A 22,940-nucleotide genomic window follows, 5' to 3' on the forward strand; every position below is an offset into this window, starting at 1 on the left:
CGAGGCCAGTCTGCTAAATGTAGGCAGTAAATTCCCTAAGCGTTCGCCGCTGTTCACGAGCGTCTTATTCAACCATTATTCAACGAACGTGGCTGATGGCGACCTAAGTGCCTGAGTTTGCCGGCGCTCCCTAGGGGAATCGAACCCCTGTTTCAGCCTTGAGAGGAGCTATACAGAGGGGCGCCGTTTTCTGCTTCAATTGAAGCAACCTAACGACCATAGCAAGCATCGGAGTTTGGAATGGCGCCTGCACACCGGAAGTTGACCAGCGGGGCCTCAAGTGAGCACAGGGACGACAGGCTACGAGCTTGCCAGCAGCCCTTCCAGTCCGTCCGATTCGCACGCTACAGCGCGCAGGAGTTAGCGGCGACGTCGGGAGCCTTTTGTTTGGCATCGTAGTCGATATAGATCAACGCATCCCGGGGAATTGGGCTACGCGCGGATGGCGTCGACTCCGGCTCCGCGCCATGGAAATGCCCATCTCGTTCAGCGGAGCTTGATCCGATAGTGGCGGAGATCATCGAAGCACATGCAGGAACCATGGTTGACAATGATAACAACAAGCGTCGTCGGCTCGTCGAGTTCAAGGACGGTTGCCGCTATGGTAAATTCGGAAAGACTAAGGCTTATGAGCTGATCGCCCACGACAGGATCAGTGCCTACAAGATGGGAGGCAAGACCATGATCGATCTCGACAGCGTGGATGAATATCACGCTTCCCTGCCGAGGCTCGAAACGAGAGCAAGCTAGCCGCCGATCTGCGCAGCGAGACGGCGGGCGCACCGTTGCAAAGACTGCCGAGACGATTAGACTAATGCCGCATTGAACGCACGCGGTCGGCCTAATAGGCCAGCACGGTGATGCCGCGGATATTGTTCTTGTCGCCCTTGCTGAGGTGGCGCTGCGCCACCTCGTCGCGCCGCCGGCGCTTTTTTTCTCCGTGTCGTCGGCGAGTTGGACTTCCACTACATCGCCGTCGAACGCGCCCTCCTCGTTGGGCAGGGTCGACGCGGTCGAGCGGAAGCCGTCCGCGCAGTGGTCCGCCGCCAGAGCCAGTATCGAGCCCATGATCCGCAGCGTCTTGTTCAGTGTATTGTCGGAGATTGACACGCCATCGTCATTGAACGTCCAGCAGATAGCGGATCAGCGTCGCGCGATCAGCGCCTTCTGCGTCGGGTCTCGTCGACCCCGAAGTCGTCCAGCATGAGGTAATTGTCTCGCCCGGCATCGTGGGACAATGGATGGGGCTAATCTCGTGTAACTCACTGCAGACGTGCATTTGTTCTTGTTGGTATTGGGGGGACCAAATGTTGACGGCTAATTTCGTCATTACCGAACTACGGACTTGAGCAGATGCCCGCAAAAGTCATGGCGAGCGCCAATCTCAAACAGATCAGGACCGACGTCGACTGTCGCGCCGCCCGACCGAAATTCGACAATGGTGGCGCCCCGCCGATTTTTCTGACGTGACCCGGTGGCGGTCTCTATCTCTTCGTTACGCCGGACGAAAACCGGCCCGGCAACGCTCCTCCAAGCTCTGGCGGATGGACGCTGTTCGAAGTGATCGGACAGATCAACATCATGTGCTTTCTCCAAGCCGGAATGCCGCCACGGCCGATGCGGGCGGCGCCGACGTCAGGCCGGCGCCTTGAAATCGTAGGAGATGCGCCCGGCCGGCAGATAGAACAGGGCGATCACCGCACCGCCCCTCACCTCCGGATAGTGCCGACTACCGGGATCCGGCGCCGTCCAGCCTGGCCCCTGCCAGCCCTGCAATCCCTTCAGCTGCGCCCCCTTGTTGAGGGGAACGACGAGGTTGAGCTCGCCATAGGGATGACCGTGATATTGCCCACGCAGCACGTCGTGATCGTCCTCGTCCTTGAAGCGGCGTGGATCGGTGCTGTTCATGTAGACCGCGGTGATGCTGAACTGGAAGGTCTCGGGGACCGGCTCAAGGATGCGGCTCCGCCGATAGTTCGGGCCATCCACCTCTTGGTTCGCCGCCCAGCCCTCCTCGACCCCCACTTTGATGAGACGGGCGAGATCCTGGTAGAGCGCGCTGTCCTCTCCATAAGTCTCGTTGAGCCATCGTTCCATCGCCGCGCTCGGCGTCATGTCCTTGACCTCGCGCAGAAACGGAATGCTGCGTTCGATCAGCTGTTCACGGCTTCCCATGACTTTCTCCTGTTCTATTCCTCGAAACCCTTGAAGGAGGCGAACGCCTCCACATCCGCGCGCGGCATCAGCCGACCGCTCGCCTGCTCCCTGGGGTGGCCCATCGAGATCCCGCAGATCACCAATTGCTCGGCAGGGATCGACAACAGCGGACGCAATATCCGGTGGAATCTGGCGAAGGTTTCCTGGGGACAGGATTGCAGCCCCCGTCCCACCGCTGCGAGCATCACGTTCTGGATGAACATGCCGAGGTCGAGCCAGCTTCCCATGGCCAGACGGCGATCGATGGTGACGATCAATCCAACCGGCGCGCCGAAGAACGCGTAGTTCTTCGCGGTCTGCCGGCTCCTCGCCGCCGCATCGCTCTGAGCGATGCCGAGCGAAGAATAGAACAATCGCCCGAACTCCTGGCGACGGCCGAGATAGGGCTCGGGGAAAGCGGTGGCGTAGTATTGATATTCGGAGACGTGCTCGTTCGGCTCGTTCTCATAGGCGTGCAGAAGCGCAGCCGACAATTCGGCCCTGGCGGCGCCCGCCAGCACGTACACGTGCCAAGGTTGAATATTTGCGCCACTCGGCGCGAACCGCGCCACGCGCAGGATCTGCTCGACCGTCGATCGCGAGAGGGGACGGCCGGAGAACTCACGGCATGAGAGCCGGCCGGCAATTACGTCGTCGATCGGATTGTGCGCAGCTCCGCAAGTCGCGTCCCGGTCGATCACGACTTCTTCACGAACGAGCATCCGCCGTCCTCCATCGGTCTGAAGGCTTCTTCTCCGGGGATCGTGGCCAGAAGCTGGTAGTAGTCGAACGGATATTTCGACTCCTCCGGCGACTTGACGCGGAACAGATACACGTCGCGGACCAGCCGGCCGTCCGGACGGATCCTACCGTTACGGGTCATGACATCGTTCACCGGCAATTCGCGCATCTTGGCGGCGACGGTCGGCCCATCGAGCGTGCCTGCAGCTTCGACCGCCTTGAGATAGTGCATCACCGCGCCATAGGTGCCGGCATGGATCATGGTGGGGACCTTCCTGGCCTTGTCGATGAAGCGCTTCGACCACGCGCGCGTTTCATCGTTGAGGTCCCAGTAGAAGGCGGAGGTGAGCATCAGACCTTGCGCGCTTTGCAGCCCGAGGCTGTGAATGTCGGCGATGAAGACGATCAGGCCGGCAAGCTTTTGTCCACGTGTTACGCCGAACTCTCCCGCCTGCTTCACGGCATTGATGAAGTCACCGCCGGAGTCGGCGAGCGCGATCACGTCGGCCCTGGAGGCTTGCGCCTGCAACAGGAAGGACGAGAAATCGGGCGTATTGATCGGGTGCTTCACGGCGCCGAGCACCTTGCCACCGGTGGCATCGATCACCTTGCGGCTGTCGGCCTCGAGCTGCGCGCCAAGGGAATAGTCAGCCGAAAGGAAGAACCAGGACTTGGCGCCGAGACGTGAAATCGCCCTCGTGGTCCCCTGCGCCAGCGCATAGGTGTCGTAGGTCCAGTGGATGCCGGTCGGCGAGCACTCATCGCCAGTCAGCCGGGATGTAGCGGCCCCGGTGGCGAGAAACACCTTCTTCTTGTCACGCGTGATGCCCTGCACGGCCAGTGCGACAGCAGAGTTCGGGACGTCGAGAATGGCCTCGACATTGTCGCTCTCCAACCAGCGCCGGGCAATCGCCGAGCCGATATCCGCCTTGTTCTGGTGATCGCCAGCGACGAGCTCAACCGGCCGGCCCAGCACCTTGCCGTTGAAATCGTCCACCGCCATCTGCGCCGCGACAACCGAACCCTGGCCGCCATTGTCGGCGTAGAGCGACGACATGTCGGTCAGCACGCCGAGTCTGATCGGCCCATTCTGCGCAACCGCCGATGTCGCCACCGTCACGAATGTCAGCGCCTGTCCGAGCGATTTAAGTGCGCCGCTTCGAGCCAACCTCAACCAGGACTTCATCATCTTTCTCCTCCAACCCGGCTGCGGCAATCTTGGCCAGAACGGCGCGTTGCGGAAGTGAAAGTCTTGCAGGGTGATCTTGAACCGGCTTCAGATGGCCGGCGGTGACGCCACGCCAGTACGCTGATGGCGAATCCGATCGGTTGCATCCGCCGAACGTCTGGCCTTAACTGCGCGCGATCGCACAACCCAGCCAAGGCGCGCGATCCGCTACAAACGGGGGTCCCAGCGTGTCGGTTTCCTTCAAGACATTGGACCTGAACCTGCTCAAGGTGTTCGACGCCGTGATGGAGGAGCGCAGCGTGCTGCGCGCCAGCCAGAAGGTCGCGTTGAGTCAGTCCGCCGTCAGCCACTCGCTGGCGCGGCTGCGCGAGATGCTGGACGACGAACTCTTCGTCCGCACCGCCACCGGCATGCAGCCGACGGCGCGTGCGCTCGCGATGGCGCCGCAAGTTCGCCAGGCGCTGCGATCGCTGGAGGCCGCGGTCGAACTGCCGACCTTCGCTCCGGCGGTCTCCACCAAGCCGTTCACCCTCGCGGCCAACGACTTCACGACGATGGTGCTGGCGCCGCCGCTGCTGCAGATCTTGAGCCGGGAGGCTCCGGCAATCGACCTTACCATCAAGCCGGTGACGCGAATCGACCTTGCCGAGCAGATCGATCTCGGGCGCATCGACGTCGCCATCGGCGTGTTCTCGTCGCCGCCGAGCCGCTTCCGCACGGCGCTGCTGTTTGAGTATGACGATGTGCTGATCGTCGGCAGAAAGCGCAAGCTTGGCCGCCTCGACAAGGCAAAGCTCGCGACCTTGCCGCTGGTTGTCGTCTCCTTCGGTGGAGAGCAGGAGGGTGCGATCGGCGGCTTCATCTCCGAGCGCGGGCTCGCCAGGCGTTCGGAGATGTACGACCGCCCCGCGCTCGAACGGGCGCTGTCGGACAGCGACCGGCCGCCACGGATCGCGGTCTCGCTGCCGCATTTTCTTGCCTTGCCCGCGCTGCTGGCCGAGTCCGAGCTGGCGGCCATCGTTCCGCGGCCGTTGGCGCGCGCCTTCGAGCAAGCGCACGCGATCACGACCCATGAACTGCCCTACAGCACGACCCCCGTGGAGGTGCGGATGCTGTGGCACGAGCGGATCGAGGACGAGCCATCGCACGAATGGCTTCACGAGGTGCTCCGGCGCGCGACCGAAGAGCTGAGGCGCGGGCGTTAGTTTGCCGACGGCCTCAGCCGCAATCACCGGCCGGCGCTTCTCGCGCGGCCATGGTGCCCGACCCAATGGCGGCGTGATTGACTTGCCGATATCTACTGTTGCGGACAAAGGCGGCTTCGAAACACCGCGCGTTCCGGAACACTCGAGTTCCTGCACGGATCAGTAGATAATTGATGGATAACGGCGATCGAACATCTCTCGCTCAGCGCGGTGGAAACTCGCCGTAGTCCAAATGCGAAATTGGGTTTGCGGCCCTGCCTTCGTGACGGTCCGGGAGGTCATTCAGCAGTTCGTTCGCATCAGTTAAGCGCCCCGCCTCGTAGCAGGGTCGGCCTGGTCTCTCAAACGTGCGTCTCTCGGCATCGATGTTAGGCAACGAACGCCTCGCGCTCGCGTCGCTTCGACTGCGAAGGGTCTTCTTCCAAGGCATCAATAACGACCAGTTATTCAACTGATAACCATGCGTGGACTCTAACCTGCGCGGCCCCCGCCCTAAACTGCCGCCATTTGCCGGAGCCGAATCCTTCGGCGAACGGGGACAGTATTTGGGGGAAATTTGATGACGTCGTTGAGGTCAATTGGAATCGTCGCGCTCGGCGCAACGGCGTTATCCGCGGGTATGGGCCCGGCTTACGCGCAGTCCGCGGGCAACAACGCGGAGATCGCGGCCCTGAAGCAGCAGCTGCGCGCCATGGAGGAGAAACTCGACAAGCTTCAGAAGCAAGGCAACGCCAATGCCGCCGCCGTGGCCGCCGCGAACGCAAACGCGAGGGCAGCAGACGTGAAGGCCGCACGGGTCGCAAGCACCAGTGCAGCTATTCCGCTCAAGGGGCCGGCCGCGCCCTCCAGCGTCGTAATGACGATGCCGAACAACCGACCGACGATCTGCACTGCGGACAACGAGAATTGCATCGCCATTACCAGTCGCGTGCACTGGGACGTGGGCGGCTTCGACTACCACCCCAACGCCGCCGCGACGTCGCCGCAGAAGCTCGACAGCGGCGAGAACTTGCGCCGCGCACGCATTGGCATCATCGGCAAGTTCTTCGGCGACTGGAACTACGCGCTCGTTTACGACTTCGGAGGCACGTCCGACGGCTTTGGCGGCACGGCGGCCGGCTCCCTGCCTGGCGGCGGCGTGTCCGGCGTCGAGAATGCCTACCTGAGCTACACGGGCCTCAAGCCGTTCGGCGGTAAGATGGCCATCGAGGCCGGCATTATGGACGTTCCCTACACGCTCGATGAGGCCACGAGCTCCAACGACATCCTGTTCATGGAGCGCTCGTCCGCCCAGGTCATCGCGGTCAACATAGCTGCCGGTGACTTCCGCTCCGCGGCCGGCACGCGCTGGTACAATGACGTGTTTTGGGCTGGCGCCTATGTCACGGGGCCGTCGACCGGCGCGATTCACTCCGCCTCGAGCGCCGCGCCGGCCGGTGCCTCCGAGCAATATGGCGCGGTCGCTCGCGTGGCGGGCCAGGTCGTGAGCGGCAAGGATTACTCGATCCATCTCGGCGCCGATGCGGAGTGGCTGATCCAGCCGCAGCGCAATCTGTTCGCGAATACGCAGACGGTCACGCTTAGCGACCGTCCGGAATTGCGCCTCGACCCGACCACGCTGGTCTCGACCGGCGCGATCGCCAATGCGTCCAGCGCGCAGGTCTACAGCGTCGAAACGGCGGCGACCTATGGACCTCTCATCCTGCAGGGCGAGTATTTCTGGTACAATGTCGATCGCGGTGCGAACACGTCTATGATACCGACCGGCTTTCCAAGCGTGAAATTCCGGGGCGGCTATGCCCAGGCCGGCTATGTGCTGACGGGTGAGAGCCGGACCTACAATGCGGCAAACGCGACCTATAACGGTGTCAAGCCGGCGCATCCGTTCTCGCTCGAGGGCGGCGGCTGGGGTGCGTGGGAGATCGCGGGGCGCTTCTCGACGATCGACCTCAACGACCAGCTTGCAACCCCGACCGGCATCGCCGGCGGACGGCAGACCGTCTACACGCTCGCACTCAACTGGTACGTCAACGGAAACGTCCGCTTCATGCTGGATTACTTGCACGGCGACATCACAAGGCGGACCAGCGCCGTCAACGGTGGCGACGCCGGCGCAAGATTCGACGCCGTGGCGATGCGGACCCAGGTGGCGTTCTAACGTCAGAACCTGTCGGGCGACTGGACGCCGGCACGACAGTGTCGGCGCTCCGCAGAGCGGGGAATCTAACTCGACCTGGCCAACGGCGGCTTGATCCTCGGCAGCCAAATTGCGTTTCAAGAGCGTGCAGCACGCCCTGATCCGGGCCACTCGATGCCCCCGGCCGGATTACCTTGGGAGCATCGGCGCGTCGACGGCGCCGCGGTCGATATTGATGCGAATTCCGTCGTTGGCCAATTCTATCGCCAGCGCACGAGCCCGACGCTCCTGTTCTGAACAGTAGCTTTGGCCGCGTCCGGTCGCTGTATCGGAATCAATGCCTCCCGACCTGTCACACTCGCCTTGATTTACGAATGGCGGAGACGACCGTCGCAGCAGTATTCCCCGGTGCTATGGAAACTATACATCCCGGATATTGGAAATCTTCGTCCCATGCTGCGATCAATGGGAACTAGCGGCGCGGATTTTATCGAACAACGCCCAGCGCAACCTCAGTCCGAATCCAGTCTTCCCGAATATGCCGTATTTGGGAATTTGATCCCGCCGAAGACTTTCAATGCGGGATGTTCGTCGGCCGTTCACTCCCAACGCGTTCAAGAGGCATCCATGGCTTTCACGTTAAAGATCAACGGCACACCCCATAAGCTCGACGTTGATGGCGACATTCCACTTTTGTGGGTGCTGCGCGACGTACTCGGCATGACCGGGACCAAATTCGGCTGCGGCCAGGCGCTGTGCGGCGCCTGCACGGTGCATGTCGGCGGTCAGCCGGTCCGCTCCTGCCAGACGTCGGTCGACAGCGTCGGCGACAGCGCGATCACAACGATCGAGGCGATCGGCCAGGCGCCGCAGGGCGCGGCCTTGCAGAAGGCGTGGCTGGAACTGGAGGTGGTGCAGTGCGGCTACTGCCAGTCCGGCCAGATCATGTCGGCGGCGGCGCTGCTGAAGGACAAACCTAAACCGACGGATGATGACATCGACGCTGCCATGTCGGGCAATGTCTGCCGATGCGGCACCTATCAGCGCATCCGCGCCGCGATCAAGCACGCTGCAGGAGTTTGAGATCATGGATGAGCATGTTCTGAAAGAGCAGATCGTCGATCAAGCAGTGACGTCGCGGCGCGCCTTTCTTCAGGGCACCGGTTTGCTGCTTGGTTTTGCGCTGACCGGTGCAAGCACGGAGTCCGTATTCGCGGCGTCCGCTTCGCAGGTGGTCGAAGACGAGGTCACGGGTACTTTCGTGCCGAATGGATTTATACGGATCAATCCGACCGGCGCCGTGACCCTGATCATTCCGATGATCGAAATGGGACAGGGGGTTTATACGTCGCTGTCGATGCTTCTCGCTGAAGAACTCGAAGTGAAGCTTGACCAGATTCAGGTTCAGCATGCGCCGCCAAATCATGCGCTTTACGTCAATTCGATCATAGGTATTCAAAATACAGGTGGATCCGCCTCTGTCCGCGCCTTCTGGACACCGCTGCGTCAGGCGGGAGCAGTGGGTCGTAGTCTGTTGATTGCGGCAGCCGCAAAGCACTGGAATGTCGATCCAGCGACTTGCCGCGCCAAGGATGGCGTCGTGTTTGATGCATCCGGCTCGAAGCATCTGAGCTACGGCGAGCTTGCGAAGGCTGCCGCGAAGTTGCCTGTGCCGCCTGCGGAAAACGTCAAATTGAAGGATCCGAAGGATTTCACCCTGATCGGCACGCGTGCCAAGCGCGTGGATTCAGCAATAAAGGTCGATGGGCGCGCGCTCTACGGCATCGATACGCGACTGCCGGGCATGAAGGTTGCGGCGGTTGCCATTTCACCCGTGTTCGGTGGCAAAGCGAAAACGGTGGACGAGACGGCCGCGCTGGCGCGGTGAAGGGCGTCCGGAAGGTCATCAATATTGGTGAAGCGGTTGCCGTGGTAGCGGATCACATGGGGGCGGCGAAGAAAGGGCTCGAGGCCGCTAACATCACGTGGGACGACGGACCGAATAGCAAAGTCAGCAACGCCGATATCGTCAAGCAATTGGAGGAGGAATCCACAAAGCCGGGCGCTGTTGCCCGTAGCGTCGGTGATGTGCGGAAGGCACTTGCGGAGGCAGCGCAACGGCTTGACGCCGTCTATCAAGTGCCTTTCCTAGCGCACGCGGCGATGGAGCCGATGAACTGCACCGTTCATCTGCAGAAGGATTGTTGCGACATTTGGGTCGGGACACAGGCGCCTACGATCACGCAGTCTCAGGTGGCCGAACTCACCGGCCTGCCAAAGGATGCGATCAAAATTCACAATCATCTGATTGGCGGTGGCTTCGGCCGAAGGCTGGAAGCCGATGGCACGATCCTCGCTGTCAAGATCGCCAAGCACGTCGACGGCCCGGTGAAGGTGATCTGGAGCCGCGAGGAAGACATCCAGCACGATATGTATCGGCCGTACTATCTCGATCGGCTGTCGGCCGGACTTGATGCGGCCGGCAAGCCGGTTGCCTGGACGCATCGGATCGCCGGCTCCTCAGTCATGGCTCGCTATTATCCCCCTTACTTCAAGGACGGATTGGACCCCGATGCCGTGGAAGCGGCGGCCGAGCCGCCCTATGCGCTGCCCAATATCCACGTTGATTTTGTCCGGGTAGAGTCCCCTGGCGTCCGGACGTCTTGGTGGCGCGGCGTCGGACCGACTCACAATGTTTTTGTGGTCGAAAGCTTCATAGATGAGCTCGCGCATGCAGCGAAGCAGGATCCTGTCGCCTATCGCAAGGGATTGCTTGGCCATAATCCGCGAGCGCTTGCTGTTCTGTCGCTTGCTGCGGAAAAAGCAGGGTGGGGATCACCACTTCCCGCACGGCATGGCCGCGGGATTTCAGTACAATTCGCATACGGAAGCTACACATCGCAGGTCGCCGAGGTCGAAGTGGCGCGCGACGGCTCAGTCAAAGTCAATCGGATCGTCTGTGCGATTGATTGCGGCATATACGTCAATCCAGATACGATCGAAGCACAGATTGAAGGTGGAACGCTTTTTGGGCTGACCGCTGCGCTCCATGGCTCGATCACCTTCAAGGATGGACGCGTCGAGCAGAGCAATTTCGACACCTATGTGCCGATGCGTATCGACGAGGGACCGCTGGTGGAGACGCACTTGATCAAGAACGCAGAAGCTCCAGGTGGCGTTGGTGAAGCTCCAACAGCCATTGTCAGTGCGGCGGTTACAAATGCGATCTTCGCCGCGACCGGCAAGCGTGTGCGCAGCCTGCCAGTCGATACGAATTCGCTGAAGTCGTCGTCTTAGTCCTTTGCCCGTCATCCCCCGCGCGTCGCGGCGTGCACGGGACGGTCGGAGACCAAAGTACCGAGCATGACGGCTATGGAAATGTTTCGCGGTCTTCGCTCGGGAACAGTCGCCCCTCAGAGGGACGCCGTCTCGGGCTGCAAACTCGATCGCTTCGAAGCGGGAACGGGGGCTCCCTCGGTAGTGCCGGCAACCGAGTTACGACCCGATCCGTTCAGTGTCCCACTTTCGTCTCGCGGCATCGCGAGACTCGATTGGCGAGAGACGAAGTGGCTCAGTGCAACTTTTTGGCTTGCCCGCAGCACCCTACGTGACGGCGTCGAAGACCTTGTCAGCCTCGATCTGAAGGCGGCTCAGGATTGATCTGCAGGAATTTCACTTCCATGCTACGGTGTTCCGATCATGATTGCCCATTCGGGTTCGGGAAGACAGTCAGTCAGTGGCGCGAACGAACATGATCTTCGGAGAACGGGCTTCCGGAGCACTATCGGCACCGGCAGCCGAGCAATAAAGGGCTACTACAGTCATGCACACTTCGAAAGCGGTTCCAACACAGGCTCTCTTCGGGCAAAACGTTTCGCTGGCCATGGCCTCTACTACCAAACTGTCTACAACAGACCTCGACAAATTGATGCAGGGGCTCGACATCGATGTCATCGCGCTGACTGAAATTCTGGTGCCGCACGGCCATAGAGTCGAAATGGGAATGATTGACGCACCCGGGATCCACTACAATTTGAGTGGCGAGGGTCGCATATCGATCAACGGAGGACCCGAGATGCCGTTGAGCCCTCATTTGCTCATCATCGTGCCGCCGAACACTCCGTTCACGATCGAGGTCGACGGTGGAAGTGGCCCACCGAAGCTCATTTCGAGGGACTGCTGGACACGTCAAGACGGCATCGTCCGCGTCGCAGTGCCGAATGAGAAACCCGAAATCATTCAGATATGCGGCTTCTTTAATGCATCCTTTGGTCAGTCTGTCAGGCTGTTCGGAGAACTCCGCGAACCCGTGATCGAGCAGTTCGAGCCAGCGGACAAGATCGATCTGAAGCTTCGCGAGGCTATGGACGAGCTGCTACAGCAAGAGGTCGGCGTTGGCGCCATGACAGCGTCTCTGCTCAAGCAAATTGTTGTCTCATTGGTGCGACGGTCCCTCAGGTCATCCCAGCGTTGGACTGAGCGATTCTCAATACTTGCCGACAGGCAGGTCACTCGTGCTTTTGCAGATATGGTGGCGCGGCCAGGAGCCGCCCATTCAGTTCAGAGCTTGGCCCACAGTGCAGGCTTGAGTCGCTCGGCGTTCATGGCACGATTTTCGGACATCTTTGGACAATCCCCGATGGTCGTCTTGCGAGACTTGAGAATGCGCCAGGCCGCGATCCATTTGACGACAACGACGATGTCGATCGACGTCATTGCTCATAATGCGGGGTACGAGAGCCGTTCAAGCTTTGTGCGAGCTTTTCGAAAGGCGTACAATCGAGATCCGAGCGACTATCGGCGGACAGCCAAGGAGGGCAAAACCCAGTAGGATATCTGAGAACGACGTGCGATCCCATGGTAGGCGCTATCCATTCTAGGATGGATACACTAAGCATCCTAGACGGAATGTCGGGTGGGTTGGACGTGTCCAGCCAAAGCACGAGCTCGTTCTGTACCGACTCCGCTCGCAACTTTTCGCTTCAAGTTGGCCGCGGCGAAGGCGTACCCCCCGGAAGCACCGTCAACGAAGTGCACGTGACTGGCTCGCGTGGGTGATGGCACAAAGCACGTAAGATTCGCGGCCAACTGTCGATGCGTTCCAAAAAAGCATGCGCCTCGTCGCTGAGCCTCTTCCAAACGTGCGTCTACGACGTCCGCGAGCTCGGATGAGCAGTCCACTGTCATCCGCAGGCCGTCATCAAATTTTCGGTAATCTGTATTCTCCATAAGCTCTTGTCGGAACTTAGCTTCATGAAAGCCACCAACAGGGATTCCCAGTAGGGTGCCCACCCGCGCCGGAACAGTGCGCAAGCACTTCGCAGCCCAAGCCGCAAAGGGCATCTTTCGGCTGCCTTTCTTGATGGCATGATCAAGATGGTCGCCGGTCCGTGCGGGCTGCGGGCCTTCGGCAGGCAATGGATGTAAGCCGGGTTCATCTGAACGGAGCGTCCGCAGGAGCTCCGGTATGAGTTCCACGAATGAAGGCGGATCATCGCGCGGAACGACGATAAGAGACAAGATGACGCCGTGCTTGGTACCGATCGGCGCAAATCGGCACGAAAGACCTGTGAGGTCGGCTGTTACTCCTATGGGCGCGCGCGGGACGGTATAGCCCCCTTGCTTGAGTTCGCGCTCGGCCCAGGCAAGTCCTCCGCCGGCGAACATCGCATAGGTGACATTCGAAGAGGGCGCGAAGCGGGCTACCAGAACGTCCAACTGCTGAGCACGAATGTCCGCGATAGGAATGACCGCAATACGCAACGTGAGACCCAATGTGTCTTCAGCCCAAGCGGCGGTTCTTGCCAACGTATCCTTGATGATGGACGAATAGGCGGCGGGCGCGGCGAAGCTCGCGCCATCTCCTCCGAACGTGGACGGAAAAACTGTAGGTCGGGTAGTGCATTGCTGACCGCAGCAAGAACCGCCGCACCGGCCGTATTCACCTCGCGGTACCGTCCTTGTTCAATAGCTTCGGTCGACTGGCTGACGTCCGTAACGGCGATGATCCAGTCGTCAGGTAGAGGGCGATACCGATCTCGCCGCACCACGTCATCAAAAAAGTCGAAGGGCACAAGCGCCTCATAGAAGCGGTCGTCTTCGGCCTCTTCGTCAACCTTTATCTGGAAAAGACCAACTTCGAAAGCTGCCTCTGATCGATCCGCCGTCATTTGCACTCCCTTCGGTCGTCGTCGGATCCCGGTGTGCGCCGCTGGCCCAGCGACATACGCATCGAGCATGACCTAGCTCGCACTATCCATCGGAGGCTATGCCACCGCGATCCCGACGGACGACTGGACGCATAATTTGGATTCGCGGTTAGCACGACGCCGCTACGCCGCACTGGCGGCGCATTGCGGAAGCCGCAGCCGAAGCGTTGGAACGTGAACATGCGCCTCAATACGGAGGAAAAAATCGGGCGAGTTGATAGTGAATGGCTTCATTCGAGCTTCACACGCGATTCCTTGACATCGTTCACCCTTCAGCGTTCTCCGACTTTGAGCGGGTTCTGCTCACGGGCTTCACTGTGGGCACTCCGATTGAATCCCCCACTGTGTTAAGGGGCGCCGGTCGCCAAAATGCCAATCCAACCGATGAGTCGAACGTCAAAGCCCAACAGGACTAACGTCTTCCCTGAACCTCTTTTTGCAGAAGACGTAGGCAGTCACCCGGGATTCGCGAGTTGGCGTGCGCTCGGGGTTAAGCTCTCCTGGTTGTCTCGAACAGAAACCATGTGCGACGTTCCGCCTCGTCGATCCAGTTTTCGATCAGGCTGGCCGTGGCGACATCGCCATGATCGTCGCAGACATTGTGGGTCTGCCGCATGCGCTGGGTGAGCGCCAGATTGTCTTCCTTCAGCTCGGCCAGCATGTCTTCGGGTGTGACAAAATCCGCATCATTGTCCCCGATATGCTTCACCCTGGCGATGTGGCCGATCGAGCGGATCGTTGTGCCGCCGGTCTTGCGGGCTCTTTCGGCGATTTCGTCCGTCATCGCGAAGATCTGCTCAGCCTGCTCGTCGAGAAGGAGGTGATAATCCCGGAAATGTGGGCCTGACATGTGCCAATGGAAGTTCTTGGTCTTGACGTAAAGCGCGAACACGTCTGCCATAAGCGCCGTGAGGGCGGCCGAAATATCCTTGGTGGCATTGGAGCCAAGATTGCTCGGCGTGTCGAGTGGTGCCTCGAGGCGCTTTCTCGCGTCTTCTAGACTCATTTTGATTCCTTCCTGGTTGATGCAGTCTTGCTTTTCGCGGGGGGATGGCTCTGAACAAGCACATTTGCGAACTGTTCCGCGAGTGGCAGTGGGTCACGATCACGGACACTCCGCCCGCCTATCCTTCAGACAAGAGCACAAACACTCCCCGCGTCGCCCCCGGCGGACATAGGCGGGAGACCGCGGCCATCGCTATCGCCCGCTCGCGCCAGAACTCCCTAGGTCCGCTTCAGATCCTCGGCCAGCATCGTCGCAGCGTGGCGCGCAAGCGCCTGGGTCGGAGCGTTGGTATTGCCGCTGGTGATATTTGGCATGATCGAGGCATCGATCACCCGGAGACTATCGACCCCGCGGACCCTGAGCCTTGCGTCAACAACCGCTCGTCCATCCCGACCCATCCGGCACGTTCCGACCGGGTGCCACATCGTCGTCACGACACGCTTCACCCATTCGCCGATCTCCTCGTCCGACTGGATATGCGGTCCGGGTTCCATCTCTTCATCGATCACCGACGCCAACGACTCTTGGGCCATAACCTCGCGGATCGCGCGCACGGATTCCACCGCGGCCCTTAAGTCTTCCTCCTCGCCGACGAAGTTCGGATTGATGAGGGGCATCGACGTCGGGTTGCTATCGGCCAGCCGTACCCAGCCGCGGCTCTTGGGCTGAAGCACCACGAGTTCGAAGGTGATGCCCGAGCGGTCGCCCGTCGGGCCGAGTTGCTCGTTCAAGATGATAGGAGCGTGATAGCATTGGATCGTGGGTTCGGCGGCGAAGTCCGACGGATTCCAGTGTGTAACCGTCTCGATGCCGTTGCCCGACGCCGGGCCATCCTTGGTGACGAGATAACGCAGGCCCGCCTTAACGGTGCCGATTCCGTGCGCGGCCGCCTGATAGCCGAGATCACCCTTCACATAGGCACGGACCGGTATCATCGGGTGGTCGTGGAGATTTTCGCCTACACCCGGAGCATCGACGATCACCGCAATGCCGTGCTGGCGCAACTGATCAGCTGGCCCAACGCCCGAATGCATGAGGATCTTCGGGCTATGGACGGCCCCCGCCGACAGGACGACCTGGCCGGCCATTATCCTCTCGAGCCTGTCGTCCTTCAGCTCGACGCCCGCAGCCCGCTTGTTTTCGATAAGAATCCGAACGACGGTCTTTCCGGTGAGAAGAGTGACGCGGCCCGAGGCGAGGTGCGGACGCAGATAAGCGTCGACCGCGCTGCACCGGCGCTGATTTCCGACCGTCGACTGCACCGGCGAGACGCCGATCTGGCTCTCGCCGTTATAGTCGGGATTATAAGGAATCCCATATTCCTGGAAGGCCTTTAGGCAATATTGGTTCAGCTCGTTGATGCCCTTGGGCAACTGGACCGCAAGACCACCGTTGATGCCGTGATATTCGTCGTGGAAGGTGTCGTTGCGTTCCTGCGCCATGAAGACGGGGAGCAGGTCTTCATACGACCATTTGCCGGTGTCGCCGACCGCGTCCTGCCATTCGGCGAAGTCGCGCATCTGACCACGCACGTAGCACATCGCGTTGATCGAGGAGCCGCCGCCGAGCACCTTGCCTGAGCGATATGCTCGCTTGATGCCATGCTGGGGAACGGTCTCGTATTTCCAGACATGCCGGTCGTGGACCAATATATTGGCGAAACCGGCGTGGAATGTGGATGAACGGATCGCGATCCATGTCGCCCGCTTCGATCAGCGCGATCGAGGCATCGGTGTGTTCGGCGAGATAACTCGCAACGACGCAGCCGGCCGCGCCCGCGCCAACAATGACAATGTCGTAACTCTCCCGGGACATCAGCGTCTTTCTCTTTCGCAATATTCTTATCGTTCAATCAACGCCCCTAGCCGGCGCCTCGCTATCGCGGCGCCTGATCCAGCGACTGATTGGACGTTGCTTTTGGAGGGTGAGCTTGCAACGCCGGCGAGGGAAATCACCTCTCGCCATGGAGTCGATAGACGATCGTTATTGTCGCTCGCCGCGCCGCACGATGCCGTAGCGAAGAACGCCACCAGCCGCATCGCACCTCGAAGCCGGGTTCTATTCTCTTCAAGAGTCTGAGACGAGTCCGCGATCAACGAAGTCTCCACACGTCCGCCAGGAGCATTGCATCGCTGATTCCTTCGCTATCGTTCACGAGGTTCAATGGCCCCCCTCTTCAGCCAGTGATCGACGGAAATCCGTCCTGGTCCCCACGCCATGATACCGAACGCCATTGCAGCCCAGGTTAGATGGATTGGCCAGCCGTCGGGCACGGTGAGTTCCACGATCAGTGTCATGAACAACAGCCCGAGTGCGGCGAACCGGGTGCCGAAGCCGAGCACCAGCAGCATCGGAAACATGACCTCGCCACAGCCGGAGAGGAATGCCATCACCGTCGGCACCGGAAAATGATAGGGGCCGCCCGGCAAATGCAACATGAACTCGTCAGTGAACAACGTCACCGCGGTGTCGCTGAGCTTGAAAACACCATCCCATTTCAGGATGCCGGACTTCCAGAACGGCACCGCCAGCGCCACGCGCATCACGAACTGCACCAAAGACGGCGACACGATCGCCAAAACCTGGCGCTCGGCCTTGTCGACGCGGAGACCGAGCCGGAGGAACCCTACGCCAATATGCTGATCAAGGCCCATCATGTTTTTCCGGAGAAAACTGAAACGAAAGCGCCCGCCTGGATCAGGCCGGCGATGTTGGCGGCAAGGTCGAAAGACGGCGAAGATCGCAGTGCCGATGCAGCGGCCTCGCCAAGCGGGCGCCCGGCCGTCAGGCTCGTCAGGAACGCCGCAGCAGCGTCGGGCAGATGCCGGACGACAACCTCGGCATCGGGGCGCGTGATCAGCGCATCTTCGGGTGCGCTTGCATCAATCTGACCTGATGCGCCCTCGCCGCGATTGGCGGCAAAAATTGTGACCGCCGAGAAGGACGAGCGCATGATCCGCGTGGCCGGGTGCGAGACGAATACCGCTTCCGGCAGCCGCTCGGGCGGGACCGCCGCGAGCGCGTCAGGCGCGAGCGGCTCGGCGTCCGCCGCGTGATAGGCATCAAGCCAGGCGCGCTCGATCCGCGCGACGTCGGCGAGCCACGGCATCGCCTGTCCGTACTCGTAACTTTCGATCAGAGCCGGAAAGTCGCGGCCATAGTCAAGCAGCAGCGGCGAGGTCGGCGGCGTGGCACGGACATATTGACGCGCCATGGCGCGGAAGAACTCGACTCCGGTGATCCGCTGAACCGCGGGGAAGATTGCAGCCAGCGCATCAATCAAGCTAACCGTCACGTTGTTGCGATAGACGTTGTAGCGCCTGACCGCGCCCTTCCCTGCGAGACCACTGACAATCGTGGGCGTCGGGCGCCGAGGATTCATCAACGTCGATGCAAAGGCCGCCGCATAGGATAACGATTCCTGCTCAAGAGACTGCATGAGAGACGTCTCGCTGATGGCGGTCGAGGATTGCTTGCGCCGCCGCCGCTTCCGCCCTCAGGTCCGGCCAATCCGGAATCTTGCTGTCCCATTCGATCAGCGTCGGAATCGGGCCGCAGCGCGCGATGACGGTCTCGTACAACTTCCATACGGCGTCGGCGACCGGCCCATCATGGCTGTCGATCAGGAGCGGGGCGCCCTCGTCATCGGCCTGCTCGGCATGACCGGCGAGATGAATCTCTCCGACAGCCGAGAGCGGAAAGTCAGCGAGATAGTCGCGGGCGGCGAAGCCGTGATTGGTGGCGGACACGAACACGTTGTTCATGTCGAGCAGAAGACCGCACCCGGTGCGGCACGCGACGGCACGGATGAAGTCTGTCTCGCTCATGATCGACTGGCGAAAGGCAACATAACTCGAGGGGTTTTCCAGCAGCAATGGCCGGCAGATCGCCTCCTGTATCTCGTCGATATGATTGCAGACCCGCGCGAGCGTCGCTCGCGTATAAGGCAAGGGTAGCAGGTCGTTATAGAACGTGGTCTCGTGTGTCGACCAGGCGAGATGTTCTGAGACGAGCACGGGCTCGTAGCGCTCGACGAGATGGCGGAAGCGCGCAAGATGCGCCTTGTCCAGCGCCTGCGGGCCGCCGATCGACATGCAGACGCCATGCAGCGATATGGGATGGTCGCGGCGCATGGCCTCAAGTGCGCGATGCGGCGGCCCACCGGCGCCCATGTAATTCTCGGCGTGAACCTCGAAGAAGCCGCTGCGCACTCCTTCCGCAAGGATTGCGACAAAATGCTCATGCTTGAAGCTGGTCCCGGCAAGCCCGTCAACTGAAAACGCGGGAAAGCGAAGAGGCATGTCGTCCGCCGCGGTTGGGGCGATCGCCGCGTTCACGCCGTCTCTCCGCTTTCCTGATTACTCGTCGCCCCGGCTGCGCAGTCTAGACCGGCTTAAGCGAGCCCGTGTTCCCGTTCGGCACCTGAATGTTGGTGCAGGTGCCACCCCGCACGAACTTCCACGCGTTGCTCTGGAAGTCGACGGCCGAAGTGCCCTGGCACGTCGTTCCGGGACCTGCGGCGCAATCGTTTTGGCCTTTCAGCGCAACGCCGAAGCACTTCTCCTTCTTGGCGGCGATCGCAGCATCAGCTTCCGCCTTGCTCAGGGGAGCGGCGACGGCAATGGTCGCAAGCGCGGTCGACACGGCGCCAGCGAGCACGAGTGAACTGATCATCGTCTTCATTGGTCTCTCCACGCGGGGGGTTAGTCGCGTCCGAAGAGTGACCTTGCAACGCCGGCGAGGGAAATCACCTCTCGCCATAGAGTCGATAGACAATCGTTATTGCCGCTCGCCGCGCCGCGTGATGCCGTAGCGAAGTATGCCGCCATCCGCATCGCACTTCGAAACCGACGTTCGAGTCTCTTCAATTGTCTGAGACGAAATTGCGATCAGCGAATCTTCACGTGGCTCGATCCAGATTCCGCCGAGAAGCCGCAGGTCGAGCGCGAACTGCGTCGTCGGGCATGACGAAAGGAGTTGCTGGGTCCTTTTACGTTTGCCGCCGTGGTGGTGGCCACGTTCACCCTTGCGGGCCGCGTGCCCCGCAGGCCGCCACCGTCGCCTATCTGATTCGAACCCCGCACATACCCGCAATGATCGCGGCCGAGATAACGGCGCTTGCTGCGACGCCCGCGCCCCAAAGACGATTTGCGGCGCATCGATTGACGCCATGCGCGATCAGCACCACCCGCAATCCCGACGCAAGGTGGCTTAGGACAAAAAACACGCCGAGTGCGTAATGAGGCAATAGGCGGATATTCCATGCGTCATGAATGAGCCCGGTGGGGGCTCCAATCGCGAAATTCCAATCGGTCGGTATACCGAGAAAGCTCCGAGCGTAGATGAAAACCGAGTTCATGTGCCCGAGGATGTAAAGTGAGAGGTAGGCTCCCGAGGCGACCTGAAATGTCCGATGGAAGCCCTGCGGGGCGGCACTCCAACGCCATGCCAGAAACAGGCCGGTGCCGATCTGGAAAAGCATGGCCGCGACCAACAGCGGTTCTCCTACGCCAGAGCGGTAGACAACGCGGCCGATCTTCATGACGGCCGCATGTGCATCGGGGCCGACCAAACCATACAAGTGATTGGCTAGATGGAATGTCACGTATAGGGACAAGACCGCCGCTGTCATTCCGTGGACAACACGCAAGCGTCCCACGGTCGGCCGCGTTGCAGCTGCGGGATTGACTGCGGTCTGTGTCCAAATCGTGATCACGAGCCAAAGCACGCACCACGCGAGTTCGTCGGGTAGAGGGCTATGAATCAGGGCCTGAACGACCCCAAGAAGGACGAAGAGCGTTGGGGTCGCCACAGCGGCATAAGCGAGCCGCCGCGCCCCTGGATCGGCGTCGGGTCGGCAAGCGAGCGCGAGCCCGAGAAACGGCACTAAAAACGCCACGACTAGGATCAAGGTCGCGGCGACAATTGCGCGAGGCGACGGCATTGCGGCCTGGGTGCCGACGACGGCATGAAAGGTACGGAGTAGAAAGGGGTAGCAAATGGCCGCGGCTGCGGGAGCCAGCGCCGAATAGTCGAAGCGCGGCCCGATCGTGGCGCTTCGATCCCGCGGCTGAGCAAACGCGTCCATCTTAAACCCTTAAATATCAACCGCGCGATCCGGCCGCACCGCCCGAAGGCTTGCGCCGTGCAAGCCCTCCACCATTGGCGCTGTCAAGAATGATCCCGGCTCAAGCCCTAAAATATCACCCTCGCGGGAATCGCGTCGGCGGCCGTCGCCGCTTTCAACCTGCTGCGCGCCTGCCCAATTCCGAACGCATCGCTATTGGCTCCTCAGGCGCGTTCAAGACTGACGTCGTGAGCAGGACGGCGGCAGCGAGGACCCAGTAGTACCAGGCGTCGAGCCCAGCGAATTTGAAGGCAAACGGTGCGATGACAAACACCACCCCGACAGCGCGATCGACCCAAAGATGCAACCAGTAGGGAATGACGCGAACGACCCCGGTGGGATGGTCGGTCAGGGCGGCCAAGATCAACGCGGCCACACCGACGACAAGCGAAAGCCACATTGCGACCGGTCCGCTCTGGCCGAGCTTCAGCACGAACGGCGCCGCGACCAAGACGATCGCAACAGGATAATCGATCAGGTAAGCGTGGATAGACTTGGTGATGAAGCGGAACGACATCTGTGACTCCTTCGTGATTGGTTGCTCGAGCGGGTGCTTGCGACGCGGAAAGTGCATCCCACCCAAGACGACGATTACGCGGTCCTATGCTGGCAAGCACTCTGGCAGGGCTCAGCCCGGTTAGACGGCCAGTAAGGTACGACACCACGCCAACCATTAGAAATGCCCGGTCGTTATCGATTCCATTCCACTGGCCCGGCGCCATGGAAGCGGGTTAGTTTGGCGCGTCGACCGCCAGTCCAAGAGCGGTGCTTCAGTGTCCGGCTGTCGAGGTCAGGGAAGGCTTGGGATCAGACTCGCTTTACCGCTACGCCCTCCTCGACCTTGCTCTCCGGCCCGAAGTCCATCGCCGAGAGCTTCTCGATGTTGTCGGAGTGCGAGCGAACGGTGCCGCGCTTCGGACAGGTCGCTCGCGAATTCTCCCTCGCTTGCTCGTTGTCTTCGATCGGCTTGCTTCTATCGAGCTGGGCGTTCCTGACATATCCCAGGTATTTCTCTAGAGCGCTCTCGACTTCGCGCGAGAACGACGGCATTGCTCGCTTCATGCGCGGCGCACTGAGGCGGCTTTTTGAAGTAACCGCGGTGAAGGCATGCGCCGCATCCGCTCCTCGGATGCCGGAAAAATTCAAAGATTTTCACGCCGTGCGAACAACGACCGACCAGTCGCGAAGCCGCGTGGCCTTGACGAAAGCGTCCAGTGCCGGGGAGGAGCGGCGACCTTGCACAACCAGCAGCCGCACCTCGCGCTAAACCGAGGAGCCTTCGAGCGGAATGGCCTTGAGCGTCGAAAGGTGTGGCATGGCTCGGGCGCGACTATCACGCCGAGCAGCAAAATCCGGTAGACGCGATTTGGGAGTAGACGGCACCCTCGCACAGAAATTCCGAGGGCACGCCTTCGGGTTCAGAAGTTCTGCGGCGACTGTAGTCTTATGTTGAGGCGGTCCGCCATTCGGCTGAGTTCGGGAAGCGAACGTGCCTTCATCTTCCGCATCAGATTCACGCGATGCACCTTAACCGTGGATTCGGTAATGCCGATATCGTTGGCAACCTGTTTGTTTAGGCGACCGGCCACGACGCCACGCATGACTTCACGCTCGCGGGAGCTGAGCGTGTCGAAACGCTCCTTGAGCGCAGCCAATGCGCTATCACTCTCTCGACGGGCACGATCCCGCGCGAGGCCGGCCTCGATGGCATCGAGCAGATCCTGATCACGGAATGGCTTTGTAAGGAACTCTATCGCGCCGCCCTTCATCGCTTGCACGGTCATCGGCACGTCGGCGTGCGCTGTGATGAAGATGATCGGCACTTGCCTGTTTGCGCCGACAAGGTCGCGCTGAAGCTCAAGACCGCTTCTCCCCGGCATTCTCACGTCGAGCACCAGGCACGTAGGACCGTCCGGCGGATCGGCTTCTAGAAAATCGGAAACAGACGAGAATTGTCGGGCAGGTAAGCCGACTGTCCGCAACAGCCGCACGACCGAGTCGCGAAACTCCGGATCGTCATCGATAACCAAGACACTGGGATTTGTCTCGCCCATTCTCGGTATCCTGCGTTGGGAAGCACATCTTCCCTATTTGCGGCGTCATTCTAAGCCGAATCTGTCGAGGTGAACA

At 60.8% G+C, this 22,940-nt stretch carries 23 protein-coding genes; 7 read left to right on the forward strand and 16 right to left on the reverse strand.

From position 1 onward, the window contains the following. Positions 1–507 precede the first annotated feature (507 nt). A complete protein-coding gene (locus ACVWW3_RS27325; RefSeq protein WP_456648071.1) occupies positions 508–750 on the forward strand; it encodes a hypothetical protein in 243 nt (80 codons plus the stop codon). A gap of 885 nt (positions 751–1,635) precedes the next feature. Here the strand turns inward: ACVWW3_RS27325 and ACVWW3_RS27330 are convergent. The 3 genes from ACVWW3_RS27330 to ACVWW3_RS27340 are packed head-to-tail and all read right to left on the reverse strand — an operon-like array spanning position 1,636 to position 4,123. Continuing rightward, complete coding sequence (locus ACVWW3_RS27330) at positions 1,636–2,175, reverse strand: 4-hydroxylaminobenzoate lyase (RefSeq protein ID WP_456648069.1); 540 nt, start codon at positions 2,173–2,175, stop codon at positions 1,636–1,638. Positions 2,176–2,189: 14 nt separating this feature from the next. Then, positions 2,190–2,918 (reverse strand): nitroreductase, encoded by a 729-nt coding sequence (locus ACVWW3_RS27335; RefSeq protein WP_456648068.1) that lies wholly within the window; start codon positions 2,916–2,918, stop codon positions 2,190–2,192. Next, the gene (locus tag ACVWW3_RS27340; protein WP_456648067.1) at positions 2,894–4,123 is read right to left on the reverse strand and encodes an ABC transporter substrate-binding protein; all 1,230 of its coding nucleotides are present in this window, start codon (positions 4,121–4,123) and stop codon (positions 2,894–2,896) included. Before ACVWW3_RS27340 ends, ACVWW3_RS27335 begins: the two co-directional genes overlap by 25 nt. Positions 4,124–4,353: 230 nt before the next feature. Between ACVWW3_RS27340 and ACVWW3_RS27345 the strand changes: the two genes are divergently transcribed. The 6 genes from ACVWW3_RS27345 (at position 4,354) to ACVWW3_RS27370 (ending at position 12,299) form a co-directional block, all read left to right on the forward strand. Beyond that, a complete protein-coding gene (locus tag ACVWW3_RS27345) occupies positions 4,354–5,331 on the forward strand; it encodes a LysR family transcriptional regulator (protein WP_456648066.1) in 978 nt (325 codons plus the stop codon). A 559-nt stretch (positions 5,332–5,890) separates the two neighbouring features. Continuing rightward, positions 5,891–7,489: an OprO/OprP family phosphate-selective porin gene (locus ACVWW3_RS27350; protein WP_456648065.1), complete on the forward strand. Its 1,599-nt coding sequence runs from the start codon at positions 5,891–5,893 to the stop codon at positions 7,487–7,489. A gap of 606 nt (positions 7,490–8,095) precedes the next feature. Continuing rightward, entirely contained in the window at positions 8,096–8,551 is a 456-nt protein-coding gene (locus tag ACVWW3_RS27355) for a (2Fe-2S)-binding protein (RefSeq protein ID WP_456649738.1), read from the forward strand. A gap of 4 nt (positions 8,552–8,555) precedes the next feature. Beyond that, the gene (locus ACVWW3_RS27360) at positions 8,556–9,356 is read left to right on the forward strand and encodes a molybdopterin cofactor-binding domain-containing protein (RefSeq protein ID WP_456672191.1); all 801 of its coding nucleotides are present in this window, start codon (positions 8,556–8,558) and stop codon (positions 9,354–9,356) included. Next, entirely contained in the window at positions 9,353–10,765 is a 1,413-nt protein-coding gene (locus ACVWW3_RS27365; protein ID WP_456672192.1) for a xanthine dehydrogenase family protein molybdopterin-binding subunit, read from the forward strand. Before ACVWW3_RS27360 ends, ACVWW3_RS27365 begins: the two co-directional genes overlap by 4 nt. A 526-nt stretch (positions 10,766–11,291) precedes the next feature. Beyond that, complete coding sequence (locus ACVWW3_RS27370; protein WP_456648063.1) at positions 11,292–12,299, forward strand: AraC family transcriptional regulator; 1,008 nt, start codon at positions 11,292–11,294, stop codon at positions 12,297–12,299. A 68-nt stretch (positions 12,300–12,367) separates the two neighbouring features. On the opposite strand, the gene ACVWW3_RS27375 is transcribed toward ACVWW3_RS27370, so the two are convergent. The 13 genes from ACVWW3_RS27375 to ACVWW3_RS27435 form a co-directional block, all read right to left on the reverse strand. After that, the gene (locus ACVWW3_RS27375; RefSeq protein WP_456672426.1) at positions 12,368–13,288 is read right to left on the reverse strand and encodes a DUF3095 family protein; all 921 of its coding nucleotides are present in this window, start codon (positions 13,286–13,288) and stop codon (positions 12,368–12,370) included. Beyond that, positions 13,171–13,638: a DUF3095 family protein gene (locus ACVWW3_RS27380; protein WP_456672193.1), complete on the reverse strand. Its 468-nt coding sequence runs from the start codon at positions 13,636–13,638 to the stop codon at positions 13,171–13,173. Before ACVWW3_RS27380 ends, ACVWW3_RS27375 begins: the two co-directional genes overlap by 118 nt. Before the next feature lie 529 nt (positions 13,639–14,167). Then, positions 14,168–14,683, reverse strand: coding sequence for a Dps family protein (locus ACVWW3_RS27385; RefSeq protein WP_456648061.1), 516 nt, complete (start codon positions 14,681–14,683; stop codon positions 14,168–14,170). A gap of 218 nt (positions 14,684–14,901) precedes the next feature. Continuing rightward, a complete protein-coding gene (locus tag ACVWW3_RS27390; protein ID WP_456672194.1) occupies positions 14,902–16,254 on the reverse strand; it encodes a GMC family oxidoreductase in 1,353 nt (450 codons plus the stop codon). Further along, on the reverse strand, positions 16,145–16,498 hold the full coding sequence (locus ACVWW3_RS27395) for an NAD(P)-binding protein (protein ID WP_456672195.1): 354 nt from the start codon (positions 16,496–16,498) through the stop codon (positions 16,145–16,147). The genes ACVWW3_RS27390 and ACVWW3_RS27395 overlap by 110 nt, the downstream gene beginning before the upstream one ends. A 329-nt stretch (positions 16,499–16,827) precedes the next feature. Next, positions 16,828–17,337 (reverse strand): DoxX family protein, encoded by a 510-nt coding sequence (locus tag ACVWW3_RS27400; RefSeq protein ID WP_456648059.1) that lies wholly within the window; start codon positions 17,335–17,337, stop codon positions 16,828–16,830. Further along, on the reverse strand, positions 17,337–18,122 hold the full coding sequence (locus ACVWW3_RS27405; protein ID WP_456672196.1) for an HvfC/BufC family peptide modification chaperone: 786 nt from the start codon (positions 18,120–18,122) through the stop codon (positions 17,337–17,339). The genes ACVWW3_RS27400 and ACVWW3_RS27405 overlap by 1 nt, the downstream gene beginning before the upstream one ends. Continuing rightward, the gene (gene bufB, locus ACVWW3_RS27410; RefSeq protein ID WP_456649737.1) at positions 18,109–18,984 is read right to left on the reverse strand and encodes an MNIO family bufferin maturase; all 876 of its coding nucleotides are present in this window, start codon (positions 18,982–18,984) and stop codon (positions 18,109–18,111) included. The genes ACVWW3_RS27405 and bufB overlap by 14 nt, the downstream gene beginning before the upstream one ends. Before the next feature lie 82 nt (positions 18,985–19,066). Next, complete coding sequence (locus ACVWW3_RS27415) at positions 19,067–19,366, reverse strand: BufA1 family periplasmic bufferin-type metallophore (RefSeq protein ID WP_456648057.1); 300 nt, start codon at positions 19,364–19,366, stop codon at positions 19,067–19,069. A gap of 379 nt (positions 19,367–19,745) precedes the next feature. Continuing rightward, positions 19,746–20,771, reverse strand: coding sequence for a hypothetical protein (locus tag ACVWW3_RS27420; RefSeq protein ID WP_456648056.1), 1,026 nt, complete (start codon positions 20,769–20,771; stop codon positions 19,746–19,748). Positions 20,772–20,925: 154 nt separating this feature from the next. Further along, the gene (locus ACVWW3_RS27425) at positions 20,926–21,327 is read right to left on the reverse strand and encodes an SPW repeat domain-containing protein (RefSeq protein ID WP_456648055.1); all 402 of its coding nucleotides are present in this window, start codon (positions 21,325–21,327) and stop codon (positions 20,926–20,928) included. Positions 21,328–21,617: 290 nt separating this feature from the next. Beyond that, positions 21,618–21,872, reverse strand: coding sequence for a hypothetical protein (locus ACVWW3_RS27430; RefSeq protein ID WP_456648054.1), 255 nt, complete (start codon positions 21,870–21,872; stop codon positions 21,618–21,620). 356 nt (positions 21,873–22,228) lie between these two features. Further along, positions 22,229–22,864, reverse strand: a complete 636-nt coding sequence (locus tag ACVWW3_RS27435) for a response regulator transcription factor (protein WP_456672197.1) — start codon at positions 22,862–22,864, stop codon at positions 22,229–22,231. Positions 22,865–22,940 lie beyond the last annotated feature (76 nt).

Source organism: Bradyrhizobium sp. LM2.9, assembly GCF_054056555.1.

Bases quoted from the DNA above. Each gene is read 5' to 3' on its own strand.
- ACVWW3_RS27420 (WP_456648056.1), bottom strand. From the start codon at position 20,771: ATGGACGCGTTTGCTCAGCCGCGGGATCGAAGCGCCACGATCGGGCCG.
- ACVWW3_RS27340 (WP_456648067.1), bottom strand. From the start codon at position 4,123: ATGAAGTCCTGGTTGAGGTTGGCTCGAAGCGGCGCACTTAAATCGCTC.
- ACVWW3_RS27370 (WP_456648063.1), top strand. From the start codon at position 11,292: ATGCACACTTCGAAAGCGGTTCCAACACAGGCTCTCTTCGGGCAAAAC.
- ACVWW3_RS27415 (WP_456648057.1), bottom strand. From the start codon at position 19,366: ATGAAGACGATGATCAGTTCACTCGTGCTCGCTGGCGCCGTGTCGACC.
- ACVWW3_RS27360 (WP_456672191.1), top strand. From the start codon at position 8,556: ATGGATGAGCATGTTCTGAAAGAGCAGATCGTCGATCAAGCAGTGACG.
- ACVWW3_RS27330 (WP_456648069.1), bottom strand. From the start codon at position 2,175: ATGGGAAGCCGTGAACAGCTGATCGAACGCAGCATTCCGTTTCTGCGC.
- ACVWW3_RS27355 (WP_456649738.1), top strand. From the start codon at position 8,096: ATGGCTTTCACGTTAAAGATCAACGGCACACCCCATAAGCTCGACGTT.
- ACVWW3_RS27400 (WP_456648059.1), bottom strand. From the start codon at position 17,337: ATGGGCCTTGATCAGCATATTGGCGTAGGGTTCCTCCGGCTCGGTCTC.
- ACVWW3_RS27405 (WP_456672196.1), bottom strand. From the start codon at position 18,122: ATGCAGTCTCTTGAGCAGGAATCGTTATCCTATGCGGCGGCCTTTGCA.
- ACVWW3_RS27350 (WP_456648065.1), top strand. From the start codon at position 5,891: ATGACGTCGTTGAGGTCAATTGGAATCGTCGCGCTCGGCGCAACGGCG.
- ACVWW3_RS27425 (WP_456648055.1), bottom strand. From the start codon at position 21,327: ATGTCGTTCCGCTTCATCACCAAGTCTATCCACGCTTACCTGATCGAT.
- ACVWW3_RS27380 (WP_456672193.1), bottom strand. From the start codon at position 13,638: ATGACGGCGGATCGATCAGAGGCAGCTTTCGAAGTTGGTCTTTTCCAG.
- ACVWW3_RS27335 (WP_456648068.1), bottom strand. From the start codon at position 2,918: ATGCTCGTTCGTGAAGAAGTCGTGATCGACCGGGACGCGACTTGCGGA.
- ACVWW3_RS27395 (WP_456672195.1), bottom strand. From the start codon at position 16,498: ATGTCCCGGGAGAGTTACGACATTGTCATTGTTGGCGCGGGCGCGGCC.
- ACVWW3_RS27430 (WP_456648054.1), bottom strand. From the start codon at position 21,872: ATGAAGCGAGCAATGCCGTCGTTCTCGCGCGAAGTCGAGAGCGCTCTA.
- ACVWW3_RS27435 (WP_456672197.1), bottom strand. From the start codon at position 22,864: ATGGGCGAGACAAATCCCAGTGTCTTGGTTATCGATGACGATCCGGAG.
- bufB (WP_456649737.1), bottom strand. From the start codon at position 18,984: ATGCCTCTTCGCTTTCCCGCGTTTTCAGTTGACGGGCTTGCCGGGACC.
- ACVWW3_RS27385 (WP_456648061.1), bottom strand. From the start codon at position 14,683: ATGAGTCTAGAAGACGCGAGAAAGCGCCTCGAGGCACCACTCGACACG.